16 protein-coding genes are annotated in these 17,147 nt (G+C 29.3%); 10 read left to right on the top strand and 6 right to left on the bottom strand.

The features are described 5' to 3' along the window. Positions 1-36: 36 nt before the first annotated feature. The 6 genes from QZV12_RS07285 (at position 37) to QZV12_RS07260 (ending at position 6,570) form a co-directional block, all read left to right on the top strand. Complete coding sequence (locus QZV12_RS07285) at positions 37-507, top strand: FAD synthase (RefSeq protein WP_295619483.1); 471 nt, start codon at positions 37-39, stop codon at positions 505-507. A gap of 139 nt (positions 508-646) precedes the next feature. Continuing rightward, the gene (gene argC / locus QZV12_RS07280; RefSeq protein ID WP_295619480.1) at positions 647-1,663 is read left to right on the top strand and encodes an N-acetyl-gamma-glutamyl-phosphate reductase; all 1,017 of its coding nucleotides are present in this window, start codon (positions 647-649) and stop codon (positions 1,661-1,663) included. A 91-nt stretch (positions 1,664-1,754) separates the two neighbouring features. Further along, positions 1,755-2,243 (top strand): flavodoxin, encoded by a 489-nt coding sequence (locus tag QZV12_RS07275; RefSeq protein WP_295619477.1) that lies wholly within the window; start codon positions 1,755-1,757, stop codon positions 2,241-2,243. A gap of 407 nt (positions 2,244-2,650) precedes the next feature. Next, positions 2,651-3,796 carry a protein translocase subunit SecF gene (locus QZV12_RS07270; RefSeq protein WP_366925547.1) on the top strand — a complete coding sequence of 382 codons (1,146 nt, stop codon included), beginning with the start codon at positions 2,651-2,653 and terminating at the stop codon, positions 3,794-3,796. Positions 3,797-3,798: 2 nt separating this feature from the next. Beyond that, positions 3,799-5,022: a preprotein translocase subunit SecD gene (locus QZV12_RS07265; RefSeq protein WP_295619474.1), complete on the top strand. Its 1,224-nt coding sequence runs from the start codon at positions 3,799-3,801 to the stop codon at positions 5,020-5,022. Between the two features lie 303 nt (positions 5,023-5,325). Then, positions 5,326-6,570 (top strand): GMC family oxidoreductase N-terminal domain-containing protein, encoded by a 1,245-nt coding sequence (locus tag QZV12_RS07260; RefSeq protein ID WP_295619471.1) that lies wholly within the window; start codon positions 5,326-5,328, stop codon positions 6,568-6,570. 260 nt (positions 6,571-6,830) lie between these two features. Here QZV12_RS07260 and QZV12_RS07255 read toward each other — a convergent pair whose 3' ends face one another. Further along, positions 6,831-7,259 (bottom strand): EamA family transporter, encoded by a 429-nt coding sequence (locus tag QZV12_RS07255; RefSeq protein ID WP_295619468.1) that lies wholly within the window; start codon positions 7,257-7,259, stop codon positions 6,831-6,833. A 69-nt stretch (positions 7,260-7,328) separates the two neighbouring features. Further along, positions 7,329-7,787, bottom strand: coding sequence for an aspartate carbamoyltransferase regulatory subunit (gene pyrI, locus QZV12_RS07250; protein ID WP_295619465.1), 459 nt, complete (start codon positions 7,785-7,787; stop codon positions 7,329-7,331). Positions 7,788-8,005: 218 nt separating this feature from the next. On the opposite strand from pyrI, the gene QZV12_RS07245 reads away from it, so the two are divergent. From QZV12_RS07245 to QZV12_RS07235, 3 genes are all read left to right on the top strand, one after another. After that, the gene (locus QZV12_RS07245) at positions 8,006-9,376 is read left to right on the top strand and encodes a TldD/PmbA family protein (RefSeq protein ID WP_295619462.1); all 1,371 of its coding nucleotides are present in this window, start codon (positions 8,006-8,008) and stop codon (positions 9,374-9,376) included. 504 nt (positions 9,377-9,880) lie between these two features. Next, positions 9,881-10,438 carry a TIGR00296 family protein gene (locus QZV12_RS07240; protein WP_295619459.1) on the top strand — a complete coding sequence of 186 codons (558 nt, stop codon included), beginning with the start codon at positions 9,881-9,883 and terminating at the stop codon, positions 10,436-10,438. A 207-nt stretch (positions 10,439-10,645) separates the two neighbouring features. Then, positions 10,646-11,698 (top strand): NOG1 family protein, encoded by a 1,053-nt coding sequence (locus tag QZV12_RS07235; protein ID WP_295619456.1) that lies wholly within the window; start codon positions 10,646-10,648, stop codon positions 11,696-11,698. A gap of 444 nt (positions 11,699-12,142) precedes the next feature. Here QZV12_RS07235 and QZV12_RS07230 read toward each other — a convergent pair whose 3' ends face one another. The 4 genes from QZV12_RS07230 to QZV12_RS07215 form a co-directional block, all read right to left on the bottom strand. Continuing rightward, entirely contained in the window at positions 12,143-12,346 is a 204-nt protein-coding gene (locus QZV12_RS07230; protein WP_292787460.1) for a histone family protein, read from the bottom strand. A gap of 645 nt (positions 12,347-12,991) precedes the next feature. Further along, complete coding sequence (locus tag QZV12_RS07225) at positions 12,992-13,639, bottom strand: Hsp20/alpha crystallin family protein (RefSeq protein WP_295619452.1); 648 nt, start codon at positions 13,637-13,639, stop codon at positions 12,992-12,994. Positions 13,640-14,190: 551 nt separating this feature from the next. Then, complete coding sequence (locus tag QZV12_RS07220; protein ID WP_295619449.1) at positions 14,191-14,862, bottom strand: flavodoxin family protein; 672 nt, start codon at positions 14,860-14,862, stop codon at positions 14,191-14,193. A 214-nt stretch (positions 14,863-15,076) separates the two neighbouring features. Further along, on the bottom strand, positions 15,077-16,090 hold the full coding sequence (locus QZV12_RS07215; protein ID WP_295619446.1) for an SIS domain-containing protein: 1,014 nt from the start codon (positions 16,088-16,090) through the stop codon (positions 15,077-15,079). Between the two features lie 228 nt (positions 16,091-16,318). On the opposite strand from QZV12_RS07215, the gene QZV12_RS07210 reads away from it, so the two are divergent. Further along, positions 16,319-16,981, top strand: coding sequence for a DUF447 domain-containing protein (locus tag QZV12_RS07210; RefSeq protein ID WP_295619443.1), 663 nt, complete (start codon positions 16,319-16,321; stop codon positions 16,979-16,981). Positions 16,982-17,147: the final 166 nt, after the last annotated feature.

Below are 17,147 nucleotides of genomic sequence, written 5' to 3'. Positions count from 1 at the left end.
AATCATATATTTTATTATAGAATGGAGAATTGAAATATGAAAGTAATGGCAACAGGAGCATTCGATCTATTGCATCCAGGACACGGATTGTATCTTGAAAAGGCAAAGGAATTAGGTGGAGAAGATGCCGTCCTTGTAGTTGTAATAGCAAGAGATTCAACTGTTAAAAAGAAAAAGAGAATCCCTGTTATTGATGAAAATCAAAGATTAGAAATGATTAAATATCTAAAGCCCGTTGATGAAGCTTATATTGGTTATGATGGAGATATGTTTAAGATTGTAGAGGAAATACAGCCTGACATCATAGCTATCGGTTCAGATCAAAATCATGATATTGCAAAGCTTCAGGAACAGTTAGATAAAAGAGGAATCAAAGCTGTAGCTAAAAGAGTTAAAGATTACAGAAGAGGAGAACTCGACAGTACCTGTAAGATAATCAATAGAATCAAGCACTCTGAATTGGAAGAGAAAAACTTGGATTGCACAAATGTAATCAATGACGAATAAAATTAAAAATTTAAAAAAAAATAAATTGCACAAATCTAATCAATGCGGAATGATTATTTAAGATAATAAATCAATTAAAAAAAAAAAAAAAAAAAAAAATATAATAATTATTAAATAAACGAGATAAAAAGGTGTTAAAATGGTAAATGTAGCAATTGTAGGTGGAAGTGGATATACTGGTGGAGAATTAATCAGACTTCTCTCTGCTCACCCAGAAGTTGAAATAGCAGAGATAACATCAAGACAATTTGAAGGAACTCCTGTTCATAAGATTCACCCACATATAAGAGGAATCGATTTGGTATTTAGAAACAAAAATCCAAGTGAATTGGATGCAGACATCATATTTACAGCAACTCCACATGGAGCTTCAATGAAAATAGTTCCAGACTTGATTGAAACTGGAGCAAAGGTAATTGACTTAAGTGGAGATTACAGATTCAATGATATTGAAGTATATGAAAAATGGTATGGATTAGAACACACTTCAGATTTAAAAGGAGTCTTTGGACTTCCAGAAATTCACAGAGAGGAAATCAAAAAGACAAACTTGCTTGCAAACCCAGGATGCTTTGTAACTGGAGCTATCCTTTCAGGATATCCATTATCAAAAGCAAAACTTGCAGATAGAATGATTTTTGATTCAAAAACTGGAGTAAGCGGTGCTGGAGTTAATCCAACTGTATCAACCCATTATCCAAACATTGGGGACAATGTCAATCCTTATAAGGTAACCCAACATAGACATATGCCTGAGATTCAACAGGAACTTGGTGCATTTTCAGATGTCAAAGTTTCCTTCACCCCTCATTTAGTACCAGTGATTAGAGGAATCCTAACCACTAACCATTGCTTCTTAGTTGATGATGCAGACATTACAAGCGAAGATGTATTGAACATATATAAGGAAACCTATAAAGGAGAGCCATTCATCCAAATATTGGAAGATGGAGAAAATCCTCGCTTAAGCAGTGTAAGAGGATCCAATTATGCTCAAATCGGATGCTTTGAAATAGATGAAACCGGAAGATTGGTTATTATTTCAGCTATTGACAATTTAGTTAAAGGAGCATCTGGTCAAGCGGTTCACAATATGAACATCATGTGTGGATTTGATGAAAAGGCAGGTTTAGACTTCTTTGGAATGCACCCATAATATTCATTATAAAAATTATGTGTGCTTAAATAGGTATACTATAGAAAATTTTAAATAGATACTTTTTAATAAAATAATTCAAGGCGATATGATGGAAAGAATAATTTTATACTATTCAGATGGAGGAAAGACTAAAGTAGTAGCGGAAACTTTAGCACTTAATTTAAGATGTGATATCTGTCAAATTAGAGATATGAAAAAACGTGGCGGATTCAGAAACTTATTTGGTTCCAGCATTGATGCGTTTAGAGAAAGCAAAACAGAAATTTATCCTCCTACTCTTGACCTTGAAGAATATGATACAGTTTATATCGGTACACCTACTTGGATAAATAATCCTACTCCTGCAATCATTACCTTAATCGACAGCGTAGACTTACGTGGAAAGGATATTGTCCTATTCACTACATCAACCAATTCTGATGGAGAATCAGCTTTAGAAAAAATGGAAATGAAAGTAAGAGCAAGAGGGGCAAGAGTAGTTCAACAATTCAATGTTAAAACCAAAGACAAGAATGATGCTAAACTACAAAAAGATACTGAAAGACTATTCAAATCATTAGATTTAGAATTATACTAAATCTATTCTTTTTTCTTTTTTTAAAATAAATTTTATCAAATTTATCTTTTCTAAATTTAATAAACAAATTTTTACAAATTAAAATAAGATATTAAATATAATTTTAAAATAAAATTTATCAAATTTATCTTTTCTAAATTTAATAAACAAATTTTTACAAATTAAAATAAGGTATTGCATATAATTTTAAAATAAATTTTATCAAATTTATCTTTTCTAATTTTAATAAACTAATTTTTTAAAAAACAGTACCATCTTCAAAAAATAAACTAATTTTTCATGAAATTAAAGGAAACTATTTAATACATAAATAAGATATTTATTAATGTATATTTTTTATATAATAATTAAATTTATATAATAATTACTACTGAATTAAAACAATTGTTTATAGGTGCAAAAGAAAAATGTTAGAGAAGATGATGGAAAACCACAAAATCTTAATTGCAATTCCAATTATTCTTGCACTTTTATCATTATGTCTTGTTGCGTTTAATGGACTAGAACAAGGTGTTGACCTAAAAGGAGGTTCTCAAGCAGAACTACAGCTCTTAGGATCTGTAACTCCTACTGAATTAGAGCAAACCCTTGACTCCAAATTAAACACAAACAACATAAAAGTGACAAATAATGGAAACAAAAAGGTTACTGTGGAACTAGAAAATAATGTTAATTCAAGTACATTTACGAATGCCATAAGTGGAAAGGCCAAGGTAATCAGTTATAATGAAATCGGTCCTGTCTTAAGTGAAGAAGCAATGGGCCAAATCTATGTGGCTATGATTTTTGCATTCCTGTTTATGGCAGTAACAGTATTTATTGTATTTAGAGAACCTGTCCCATCTATTGCAATCATATTGGCAGCATTGTGTGATATACTCATTGCACTTGGTGGAATGTCACTATTGAAGATTCCGCTGTCAATAGCATCTGTAGGTGCATTATTAATGCTTATTGGGTACAGTGTGGACACAGATATTCTGCTTACCACTAGACTTTTGAAAAGAAGGGAAGGAACTGTAGAACAAAGGGCTAAAAATGCTATGTATACTGGTTTAACCATGTCCTTTGCTGCAATAGCTGCAATGGGAATATTATATTTAGTAACTATAATCATCATGCCTGAAGCAACTACATTAAGTAATATTTCTGCAGTTCTAGTAATCGGTTTAATTGGGGACATTCTTTCAACTTGGTTGATGAACTTAGGAATTCTTAAAACTTATATCGATTGGAGACAATCTAAAAAGCAAGAAAAATACAATATAAGCCCATCAACTACATCAGCAACTTCAACAAAAGCTGATAAAAAATCTGAACCTTCAAAAGAAGAGACTTCAGAGAAAAAATCCAAATTCGGATTTGCAGACAAATTAAAGAAGAAAATTGAAGTTGAAGACGATGAAATAATGTCTAAAATCGAAGAAGAACTAGAAAAAATAGACAATCTAGAAAAAGAAGAACCTTCTGCTAAAAAGCCTAAAAAACAAAAAACCACTAAAAAAGGTAACAAACGTCAAGCTAAAAAGCAAAAAGGAAAAGGAGGCGAGTAATTATGGCAAGCGATTTATCTAAATTTTTCAGAGATAGACAAGTAATTATCCTCTTGGTATTCCTTATAATAAGTATTTTAAGCATTAGCGTACTTGGTGTAGAACAAGGTCTTGACTTAAAGGGTGGATCTTCAATTCAATTGCAATTGGAACATCCAGTTAACGACACTACAATGAAAGTCGTAACATCTGTTTTAGATAAAAGGCTTAACTTATATGGTGTAAGTGACGTAAAAGTCAGATCAAGTGGAGACCAAATGGTTATTGTGGAGATGGCTGGAAAGAGCCCCGAAGAAGTAGAACGGCTGATTGGAAATCCAGGTATTTTTGAAGCTAAGATAGATAACAAAACCGTTCTTGTAGGTAGTGATGTAGCTACTGTTCAATCTCCAATCGTAGGAGATTCTGGAGAATGGCATGTGCCATTTACATTAACAACTGAAGGTGCTAAAAAATTCGCAGACTTAGCTAAAGGAAAAGGTGGACATGAAGTAATCATGTACCTTGACGGAAAGCAGATTGATGACCACCCTCCAGCATTGTCTGATGAACTTGCAAGTGGAGAACCTGTAACTGAAGTTGAAGTTACTGGTGGTGCAGATGATGTGGAAACTGCAAAATCTGAATCCAATACTGTTTTCACTGTATTGAAAACCGGTTCATTACCTGTAAAAATCCACACCATTGGTTCAAACACTGTTTCCCCAGAATTAGGTCAACAATTCTCAACAGGTGCATTGATTGCTGGATTGCTTGCAATATTAGGTATTTCCTTAGTTGTATACATCAGATACAGAAGAGCATTCTTGGCAATTCCAATTTTGATTACAACAATTTCTGAGATAATCATTATTTTAGGTGTTGCTTCAATTATCCATTGGAATATTGACCTTGCAGCAATTGCTGGTTTAATTGCATCTGTAGGTACTGGGGTAGACGACCAGATCATTATTACGGATGAGGTATTGCACCACGATGATGAAACCACAAGACATAGAAGAACCAGAACCCAAATGAATGTTAAAAATGCATTGTTCATTATCTTCGCATCTGCAGGTACTTTAATCGCTGCTATGTTACCTCTCGCTTATGTTGGATTTGTAAGAGGAAGTAGTGGTATTGGTACAATCGCAGGTTTCGCATTTACCACAATCATAGGGGTATTAATTGGTGTATTCATCACAAGACCAGCTTATGCTAAATTTATTGAAATTTTTGTTTCTTAAGACTAGAAAAAGAAACTTTTAAAATTAATTGAAATTTCTTAAGACTAGAATAAGTAACTTTTAATATTAATTGAAATTTCTTAAGACTAGAATAAGTAACTTTTAAGTTACCTATTCTTTACTATTTTTATTTTTTTTATAAATGATTAAATGGAAATTATATAGAACTAAATAAAAATATAACAATTGTTAAGTATTTATATAATAAAAATCTATATTATTATAAGAAAAGTAATTAATTAGCAAAAACATAATTAATTATTATCTTTTTAAAAAATTTGAATAAAAAAATGGAGATAAAAAATGGTTATAGTTATCGGAACCGGTGCTGGAGGAGCAATAATAGCTATGAAACTTGCAAAAGCTAATATACCAGTTACCATAATAGAAAGAGGTCCGTATATGCATAGTAAAGATGCATATGGCACATATGACATGAAATACTATGATAAAAGATTTGAAAACGAAAACAGTTTAGACTTATTGAAAACCACATGTGTTGGAGGATCCACAATAGTTGCTGCAGGTAATGGAGTAAGGGTTCTTGAAGATGAATTTAGAGAAGAACTTGGAATCGACCTTAGCAAAGAATATGAAACAATAGAAGAATTGACTGGAATTCACCAAATGGATGATGAACATATTGGCGAAGGAACACAAAAATTCTTGGATGCAGCACGTGAATGTGGATTTGATGTAATCAGAATGCCTAAATTCATTAGAGATGAAGACTGCAAGCCATGTGGTAAATGTTCATTCGGTTGTCCTCGTAATGCAAAATGGAGTGGAAAAGACTTTATAGATATTGCAATTGAAAATGGTGCAGAGTTAATAGAAAATGCTGAAGTCCAAAAAATATTGACTGAAGATAAAAAAGTTTCAGCTGTAGAATATGTACAGGATGGAGAAACCAAAACCATAAAAACAGATTTAGTAATCTTAGCAGCAGGAGCAATTGATTCAGCAGTCATCTTACAAAAAACTGGAACTGATGCAGGAAATAAATTATTCTTTGACCCATTCGTATCTGTAGGAGGCTATTTGAAAGACATTAACTACAATACTGAAGTTCAAATGAATGGACTTGCTGTTGGCAAAGAATATATTTTAGCACCTCACTTTTCATCATTTATTGCTAAATACATTAAGGAATCCAATCCAGATGTTGAAGATAAGGATATCTTAAGCATAATGGTTAAAGTTCAGGATGATATGGTAGGTTCTGTTGACATTGATGGAAATGTTAAGAAATTTAACACCATTGATGATATCAGAAGACTAGCTCAAGGAGCAGCTGCTGCAGGATCAATACTTGAAAAGGCAGGAGTCGATGCAACAACCATGACTTCAACAGTATTTAGAGGTGCTCATCCAGGAGGAACAGCAGCAATTGGAGAAGTAGTTGATAAAAACTTAAAGACTCAGATTGATGGACTCTATGTAGGAGATGCAAGTGTCATACCAGTATCCCCTGGAAAACCACCAATATTATTAATTTTAGCATTAGCAGAAAGACTTGCTAATCATTTAATTGAAGAGGTTTTTTAAGTTCTTTAATTTTTCTTTTTTTTTTTGAGTTTGTAAAAAAGTTTATCTTAAAATAATAATCTTGATTTTTAATTTTAAAAAAATCTAATAAAATTTAAATAAGCCTATAAAATTTTACAGCCTCTTTTTTTTAAAAATTATAATATTCTCATTTGAAAAAATAACTTTGTAAAAAATTAAAAAATAGTCTCATTTTAAAAAAATAGCTAAAAAATTAAATAAAAATAATTAAAATTAATAATTTAAAAAAAAAGTTATGTTTAACCAATATTAATTAAAACTAAACCAATAATACAAACAAAAATCCCTAAAACTTGTTTTATAGAGATATTCTCGCTAAATAATATTGCTCCAACGAATATTAATGAAATAGCTATACATATATTAGCAATTAATGGACCTGAACTGACATTCCAACCAGCACGATACATAAAGATATAACCTACTTCCAAGCCAACAATAGCTACTGCAAAAAGAAATGAAGTCCAATTTATTTTTGAAAGTTCAGCAACTGCATTTTCAGGCTTTACAATAGCTAAGAAAATAATTCCAGTTAGCAAAGTTGCAGTAAAATAAGTAATCATCAATGCACCAAAGGCATTGACATTTGAAGGTGTAGACTTAGCGCAGATGTTATAAAAGGTACTTGAAATCACTACAACTAAAAATGGCCAAAGCATTTCCCACATAAGTTCACACCTAAAAATTGAATAAAAAAATTGAAAAGTATTGAATTTAATTAATTAAAAATAAAGCCATTAGAATTGCTTAGATACCTCATCAGCTTGAACTAACCTTTCACAGTAATGACATCTGAGAGTGATTGGGTCATGTTCAACAAGATAAAACTTGCTTTCAATAGGTTCATCAGTATTGGAAATGCATTTAGGATTAGTGCATTTTACAACACCCTTTAATTCCTCTACCAATTGAACTTTCTTTTTTGAAACTATTTCAAAATCCCTAATAATATTGATAGTGGCATCAGGAGCAATTAAAGAAATCTTATCGATTTCCTCATGATCCACTTCCCTGTTTTCAAATTTTAAAATATCCTTAAAACCTAATTTTGAATGAACATTCATAGCAAGGGTTACATTGATTCCCTCTTCTGGAAGACCTAATATCTTCAATACCTGAAGGGATTTGTTTGCAGGAATATGGTCAATCACTGTACCATTTTCAATAGGCTTAACTTTTAATTCTGGTTTAGTCATGAATAATAATATCTTTTAAATTTTATATAAAATTTATTATATTAATACACCCACTAAAAAAACAAGTTTTTTATCTTCATATCTAAGTTAAAACTTCATTTCAAGACCATAATATTTTCAATATACTATATTTATAAATAGTTATATTTATTAAAAACAATAAAACTAATAATGATTAAACTTTATTAAAAAAAATATAATCCAAAAGGAGTCTTAAAATGGAAGAAAATATAGACTTATTTAAAAAAATATTAACTAAAATTGAAGATAAAGTTGATTATGCAGACATTAGAGCTGGAAAAGGAAACAATACAGGCATAATCATGAAGGATAATCAAATTCAAGAAATCAACACAGGTCTTTCCACTGTTGCAAGAATAAGGGTCTTGAACAATGGAGCATGGGGTTTTGCCTCAACAAATGACTTTTCAAAACTTGAGGAAATCAGTGAAAAGGCCATTAAAATTTCAAACTCATTAACTGGAGACATTGAGCTTGCAGAATGTGAAATCATAGAAGACAAAGTCAGGACAGATAGAAAGATTCCTGTAAGTGAGGTAAGCATTGAAGATAAGAAAGCCCTTATTCAGGAAGCAAACGATGCAAGCAATGTTGGCAAAGTTGTAAGCACAACTGTAGGCTATTCTGATGGAGAAAGCGAAAGCATTTTTGTAAGCACTGAAGGAAGCACTATCATAACAGAAAGTTCAAACGTTAGAATGTCATTAAATGCTGTTGCATCAAATGGCAAAATAATGCAGTTCAATCACGGAAGCTTAGGTGGAGTGAAAGGTTTCGAAATTATAAAGAATGCAGATTTAGAATCATTTGGAAGAAAAATCGGAGAAAAGGCAACTGAACTATTAGATGCCAAACCTGCTCCTTCCGGACGTTTCCCAATTGTAGCAGACAACCTTCTCACAGGAGTATTCATTCATGAAGCAGTAGGACATGCTGTAGAGGCAGACTTGGTCTTGCAGGACGATTCAATATTGCATGATCAAATGAATAAGAAAATCGGTTCTGACATTGTAAACATCTTTGATGACTCAAGCAATAAGGATGGATTCGGCTATTACCCTTATGATGCAGAGGGAGTGAAAACCCAAAAGAATCAGCTTGTCAAAAATGGAGAGCTTGTATCATTCCTCTCATCAAGAGAAAGTGCAGGAAAATTAGGAATTCCTTTAACTGGAAATGCAAGATCTTCAATTAGCGACCAACCTATTGTAAGAATGAGCAACACCTATCTTCAACCAGGAGACTTAAGTTTCGAAGAGCTTATTGAAGACATAAAGGATGGAATTTATCTCAAAGGTTCAAGAGGAGGTCAAGTGGATACAGGAAAGGGCATTTTCCAATTCAATGCAACTGAAGCATACAAGATTGAAAATGGTGAACTTAAAGACCATTACAGAGATGTTTCATTATCAGGCAATATTCTTGAAACACTTAAATGTGTTGATGCAATAGGTTCCGACTTTAAGCTTAGTGTTGGATTCTGTGGTAAAGGTGGACAGAGTGTACCAGTTAGAGATGGTGGGCCACATACCAGAATATTGAATGCTATGGTTGGTGGAAGCAGTTAAGTCTGCTTTCAAAAATATTATAATTAAAAATTATCAAAGAAAAATAATTAAAAATTAGATACTGGAAAAACCTATGTTTTATTAGAATCTATCACTATTATTTTAATGGCATTATATTTTAACTATTGATTTATTGAAAAGTATTTAATATAAACGATTTGTAATGAATAGTTAACAAATTGATAAAAAGAGATGTGTATGATGTAGTTAAAAAATGCTATTTTAATTAAATTTCATATTTTTGAAATGAAAATATGAAAAAAATTTTTTAAATTTTTAAAAAATAAAAAATAGAAAAAAAGAACAATGAAATTATAAAATTTATAATTTTAAAAAAAAAATGAAAATAGAAGAAAGAAATTATGAAACTTATAATTTTAAAATAAAATAAAAATAAAACAATGCAATTTATAATTTGAAAAAAATCGAAAAATCAAAATATTTAAAAAAAGTCAAACTCAAAAAATTATAAAATAAATAAAAAAAATTTGAAGGTGAAAAAATATGTTAAGTGAAGATGATGGAAAATATTTGTTAGACCTAGCAAAGAATGCTATTGAAACATATGTTAAGGAAAATAGAAAAATTGACACACCTTCAGATTGTCCTGACTATATGCATGAAGAGCTTGGAGTGTTTGTAACCTTAAACAAACACAATAACCTTAGAGGATGCATAGGTTATCCAGAACCTGTTTTTCCATTAGTTAATGCAGTGATTGATTCTGCTATTTCAGCTGCAATGAAAGATCCTCGTTTTCCAAGTGTTGGAATAAGCGAATTAGATGAACTTGAATATGAAATCACTGTCTTGACAAAACCACAACTGATTGAAGTGGAAAAGCCAATAGATTATTTGGATAACATCATAATCGGTGAAGACGGATTGATTGTTGAGAAAGGATTTTACAGAGAATTGTTATTGCCTCAAGTAGCTCCAGAACATAATATGGATAAGGAAGAGTTCATATCTCACACATGCATGAAAGCAGGCTTAAGGCCAGATGCTTGGTTAGACGAAAATACAAAAGTATACAAATTCCAAGGGCAAATATTTAAATAATGTCTTTTATAAAAGTATTAACTTAAACAATAGAATTATGATTAGAATTTTATTTGAATATATTGAATATTATTGAATTATTTAAATATATTGAATTAAAAATAGAATCAGAATAAAATTAGATTATAATCATTATTAAAATTATTAATTATGCTTATTAAATTCAAAATAAAATAAAAAAAAATTATGATTACATGGTGATAAAAAATGATGTTACCAACTATTCCAACTCCAGATGAATTATTAGATAAAGGTTTTAGAAGAGGGAAAAAGGCAGCAGATTTAAGAAGGGGAGAAAAGATACCTAAACATTTGAAAGGCAAACGTATTGAAGAAACAAGAGTAATTACTGCATGCCAAGTTATTAAGGATAGGCTTAAAATGATTTTGGATCGTACTCTTGAAATCGAAGAACTTCCTGAATTTTATCAAGATTATATAGATATTACTGTAGGTGTAGATGATTTCAAGCAAGCTTTAGGTGCACTAAATTGGGCTTATGGTATCATTACCCAATTAGAAAAGGAATATGGTGCAAAAATAAGAAAATCATCTTCTGAAAGAGCTACTGGACTTAGAAAACAAGCTTATGGTAGAATCTCATCTGTTGTGCATAAGATTGAAAAGGACTTGGACTTTTTGGATTTTGCAAAACAGAACTTAAGAAATATGCCTACTGTTGATTTTGATGCAATAAGCATTGTAATTGCAGGATTCCCAAATGTAGGAAAGTCAACTTTGCTTACCCACATCACTGATGCTGAACCTCAAGTTGCAAACTATCCATTTACAACCAAAGGTATTCAAATCGGACACTTTGAGAAAAAATGGAAGCATTACCAAATCATTGACACTCCAGGTTTACTTGACAGGCCAATAGGAGACATGAATGATATTGAATTGAATGCTATGGTTGCTCTTGAACACTTGGCAGATGCAATATTGTTCATTTTTGACAGTTCAGAAACTTGCGGTTACCTTCTTGAAAACCAATACAATCTCTTAGAGGAAATCAGAAATATCTTTGATGCTCCTATTATCTATTTATTCAATAAAATGGATATTGCTGAATATGATGGAATAAGACATGACTATATACAACAGTATATTGATAAGACTGAAGATCCATTGCTCATCTCAGCAGCAGAAGGTGAAGGTATTGATGAAATCATCAAATTAATTATGAAAGTTGAAAAAAGAGAAAGAGAAACTGAAGAAGATGAATATGAAGATGATGAGAATTACTTCGATTTAACCTAATCTTTTTCTCATCTATTTTTCTTTTTTTAAAAAATTTAAACTGATTCTTATTTTTTAATAATTTAAGTGGAACTTTTTTTCAAATGCTAAAAATACTCTTTTTTAAAAATATAATTTACAACATCCATAACATAACAATAAATACTCTTTTTTAAAAATTAGATTAACAACATCCATAACATAACAATAAATACTCTTTTTTAAAAATTAAATTAAGAGCACACTTTTTTTATATACAAACTAATATTCATTTTAGAGATTAAAAATTCAAAAAAATAGATATAAAGTAATTTAAAAAGAGTGAAAATAATTTAAAATAGTTAAAAATAGTCAAAAATAGTTATTCTATAAAAAAATAATAAAAAATGTAAAAAAATTTAAAAAAAAATAAAATATGAATTTTATTTTTTAAAATGTAAAAGTTGACAATAAAGTTAAAGAAACTTATTCTTTGTCAATAGCTAATGCAATATCATCTGCTTTTACAGTTTGTCTTTTTGCAATTTTTGCGTATTCAATTGCTTTTTTAGCGACTGCTGCTGCGTCAGCTTCTAAGTATTCAACTAATGCAACTACTGCTGCATCACTAACTCTTTCAGCACCAGCTTCTTTGATAATCCTATTTACAGGAGCTTTAGGAATTGCCATATTTTTCACCTCCGTTATAATAGTATATAATTATTATATAATTACTTAGTATTAAAGCTTTTCCCTTTTTTTGGTTAATTTTACTTAAATTTGCATATATTTGTAGCAAAATACTGATTTTTTCAAATACACTTGATAAATAAATTATTTAATAAATTAGTAATAAAATTTTAAATATTTTCATAAAAGAGTAATAATTTTTAAATAAAATTTTATTTTTTTAAAAAAAAATTAATGAAATATTTGAAAAAAAACTAAAAAATCTGAAAAAATATTGAATAATTTAAAATTTTCCTATTTTAAGAGCATAGATCTAAAAAAAATTAATCAAATTAGTAAAAAAAATAAAAAATCAAAACTCGCTAAATAAAATAGATTAAATTAGTAAAAAAAATAAAAAATCAAAACTCGCTAAATAAAATAGATTAAATTAGTAAAAAAAAAGAAAAAAAGAAAAAAATAAAAAAAAATTTTTGCAGAAAATCTTGCAAAAATCAAAAAATATTTTTTTCAAATGTGTTTATTATGAATTTTTTTAAGGTGTTTATTATGAAATAAAAATAAAAAAGATTAAAAAATTAACTTTAATCTTTTTTTATAGTTGAGATATATTTATCTGTGTCTGAATAAATATTTTAAATTAATTTATTCGATGTCTATTTTTGTTTTAGGAATTATTTTTTTAGGAATTGTTACAAATAAAGTTCCATTAATGTGTTTAGCAGTGATTTCTTCTTTTACGATGTCTGCTGCTAAGCTAATGCTTCTTTCTGCTTCACCAGCTTTGACTCCGCTAATGATTAAGTTAGCAGGATCATCTTCGCTGCTTTCAATCTTTTTGAGAACATTGTCAAAGCATGCTTTAATGGTGATTGCGTTGTTGGTAGCTTCAATAGAAATATCTTCTTTTTCAATACCTGCTAAATAAGCTTGTAAGTAGTAGAAATCTTTGGTTTCAGCTAAATCAACATTGATTTTATTTGCACCTACAGTTTCTTTGTAGCCTTGATATCTGCTGTCGAAATTCTTTTGAAGAGCTTTCATAGCAATGATGGTGTCGTCAATAGTTTTACTAAGGTTTTCACCAACTTTGCCTGCCATGTCTTTACTTTTGTTGAGAGTTTCATCGAGTTTTTCTTTGTTAGCTTCATTTCTTGCTTCAGCTTTAGTTTTGAAATCATCTATGAATTTTTCAGCTTTTTCTTTAATTTCATCAGATTTATTAGTACCTTCGACTTCTTCGAATTCTACTTCGATGTCCTCTTCAATATTTTCTTTTACATCTTCAGGCATTTTAAAATCTCCTTTACATTAATATTTTAATTGAGTTTTCAAAAAATTGGGTATATATTTTTTCAAGTTTTTTTGCTTTTGTACCTACGTTTTATAGATCAAAGAATTTAATAGACATTTTATAAAACTTAGTGTACACATCTTCCTGATGTATACTTTATTTTTCATGACTTATAAATATTTCGATTTATGTATACAATTTTTTAAAAGTGTATACCAAAAAATAGTATTTTTTTAGTGTTTTTAGGATCTTCATTGGAAAATTTAAAATTTCTAAAAAAAATTTCATATTTTTAGTATACTTTTTGTTTACATTGTATACTTGTTACTCATCACATATAAACTTTTCGATTTTAGTAAATAAAAGTTACTAAAAGTTTTGATAAAATGAAGCGTATTTTATAGATTGATTAAAAATTAGATATTAAAATAACATTATAATAAATTATATTAAAAAAAGAAATAAAATTAAAGAAAAAGGAATAAGAAAAAAGAATAAAAAGAAAAATAAAGAACAAAAATAATAAAGAATTAAAAATCATTAATAAAATTTATAATTTCAAACTTTCTTGAGCTATTTTTACACCTAAATCATAAGCATCATCTAAATCTATATGGAAATGTTCCTCTTTTCTTTTTGCTTTCAATTCAGGATCAAATGCATAATTTTCATATTTTGAATAATCTGAAAATTGATAAGTATCATAAACCTTTAAGGAATGAGGCTTTGAATAGACATCTTCAAAAACATTTTCTAAAATATCAAATTTACTGCCATAAACTTGATTAAATACCTCTTCAGTAACATTCATTGTATAAATCATTCCAATAGGCATTCTTTTAGGAGCATTAGATTCTCCTCCATAAACAAAAGATGAAAACAGGAATCTTTCAAAGAATGACCTGATTTCTCCAGTTATTTCACCAAAGTAAATTGGACTGCCAAATACGATTCCATCTGCATCCTCCATTTTAGGAATCAAATCCAATAGGTCATCCTTGATAGGGCATTGCGCATAATATTTTCCCCCAATCCGTTTACAATGGAAACAGGATTTGCAGCCTTTAAAGTTTAAGTCATATAAATGAATGTGATGAATATTAATATCATCTTCACCATGGCTTTTCTTTAACTCATCTAAAATGCCTTCACTTGCCTTTTCCAATAATTGAGCGGTGTTAAACTTCTTTCTTGGACCGCCGTTAACAATATAAAATTCCATATAATCCTCCCTTTTAAATAATAAATATAAATATTAATTAAGTGTAAAATGAATTAATTACAAAAATCAATTAATTGCAAAATTAACTGTAGAATGAATTAATTACAAAAATCAATTAATGGCAAAAAATTAAAAAAAGATAATCAATAATCTCAAAAAGATGAAAAATAAAAAAAAATAAAAAAATAAAAGAAAATAGAATAAACAAAACTATTTATTCATATCTTACTTTACCAATATGTCTTGTACTGCCTGGATCTTCACCATTGAAGTGTGCTAAATAGTATACAAACCATTCTAAAGGTATGACAAGAGCAAATGGTGAAAGCAATGGATCAATGTCTGCATAATCCTTAAGATTAAAGATGATTGCTTTTGCACCTAATTCATCTCTGGAGTTTCTGATTGCAATTTTAGTCAACTCATCACCAGGCATATCAGAATCGATGAATATTAAAGGAACATCTTTTTCAGCTCTTTCTATAAGACCGTGTCTGTATTCTGATGAGTAAAGAGGACATGCATGCTTAATAGCTCCTTCCATCAACATAGTCATAGCTAACTTATAAGCAAGACCATAGTTGACTCCACTTCCTAAACAGTAGAAGATCAATTCATCCTTAAGCTCTTCCGCCAATTTCTTGTTATCCTCTTCAGTGGTTTTCAAAAGCTCTTCGATTAAATCAGGCATAGCTGCTAACTGTTCCAATATTTCATCAGCTTTTTCATATCCTGAAGCAGCAAATAGGATTTGATAAAGGCATGCTAATTGTGTAATGTAGGTTTTTGTTCCTAAAATAGCTGTTTCAGTATTTCCTAAAGTTGCAATAGGATATTTTGCCTCTTTAATCATGGAACTTTCTCCTTCATTGGAAATAGCTACAGTATCAATTTTAAACTCGTTTGCTCTTCTTAATGCTGTTAATGTGTCAGCAGTTTCTCCAGATTGAGAAGTTGCAATAACTAAAGAGTTTTCACCTTCATGCAATTTTTTATTGTATGCAAATTCATAACCTGTGTAAACTTGTATATTCAAGTCTGAAACAGGTGCTAATGCATCCCTAACTGAGTAACAAGTTGAAATAGAACTTCCACAACCAATCAAGTAAATATTATCAACAGACTCTGCCACTTTAGAGATTTCTGCCATATTATCCAATTCTGCAGCAAAAGTTCTTCTTAAATCATCAGGCTGTTCCATCATTTCATAATACATTTGATATTTCATAAAATCACTTTTTTAACTTTTTTAAAATTTAATTCTTAACCTGTTAAATAATATTATAAATTATATCATTTATTATATAAAAAAGTTTATAAATCTTTAAAAAGGCAATAGAGAAATAATTATTATTAAAATCACAAAAATTATAAAACAAATAAATAATAAAAATCATAGTGAATCAAGTAAAAATTATTTAAAAAACAAAGGGCATTTTAATTTTGAGGGGAGAAAATGGAAATTGATTTAAGTGAAATAGGAATGCATAAAGGCCAACAATACGAAATTATCATCACTTCCATAGATAAGGAGGGAAATAGCAATGCAGCACCTTTTGGACTAAGGGTTTTGGAAAATGATGAAATATTCCTAAGAATTTTTGATGGAGGAATGACAATCCAAAACATAAAGGACAAAAGGGAATTTATTGTAAATGTCACAGATGATCCATTGATGTTTACTCTCTCTTCAATAGATACAATCCCTGAAAAACATTTGTCTAAAACCTCTAAAACCAAAAGCAATAATGAATTGCCTTTTTTAACAAATGCTGACGCTTATTTCATATGTGAAGTCAAAGAGTTAAAATCAATCTATAGGGAAAATGATCCTATTAAGGATACTGGAATCAATTTCATCAAAGGGAAAGTTGTTGAGCTTAATATAAAAAACAAATGTGTCAAGCCACTTAATAGGGCAATCCATGCATTGATTGAATCATTGGTTAATTATTCCAGAATAAATATTGTAGATGATGAAACACAACATGAATTCCTAAACAGGTTTTTAGAATCTGAAAGAATAGTTAAAAGAGTTGGAAATAGTGAGGAAAAGGAAGCGATTCAAATCTTAAGGGAAGATTTGCTAAGCCAAGGATTTGAATTGGAAAAGAAATAATTTATTTTGAATAATAAATTATTTTTTATAATTATATTTAATATTAAATGTTGATTTTTGAAAGAATATTAAAAAAAAGAGTTTGTAAAAAAGTTTAGGCTTTAATTATAATATTAATTTTTTATTATAAAGAAACCTAAAAAATTAAAATAAGCCTATAAAATTT

Origin of the sequence: uncultured Methanobrevibacter sp., from assembly GCF_902769175.1 — an archaeon.
In the GTDB taxonomy this organism is placed as follows: Archaea; Methanobacteriota; Methanobacteria; order Methanobacteriales; family Methanobacteriaceae; genus Methanobrevibacter.
The sequence above is the reverse complement of the archived record's forward strand: the minus strand, read 5'-3'. Positions and strand labels throughout refer to the sequence as shown.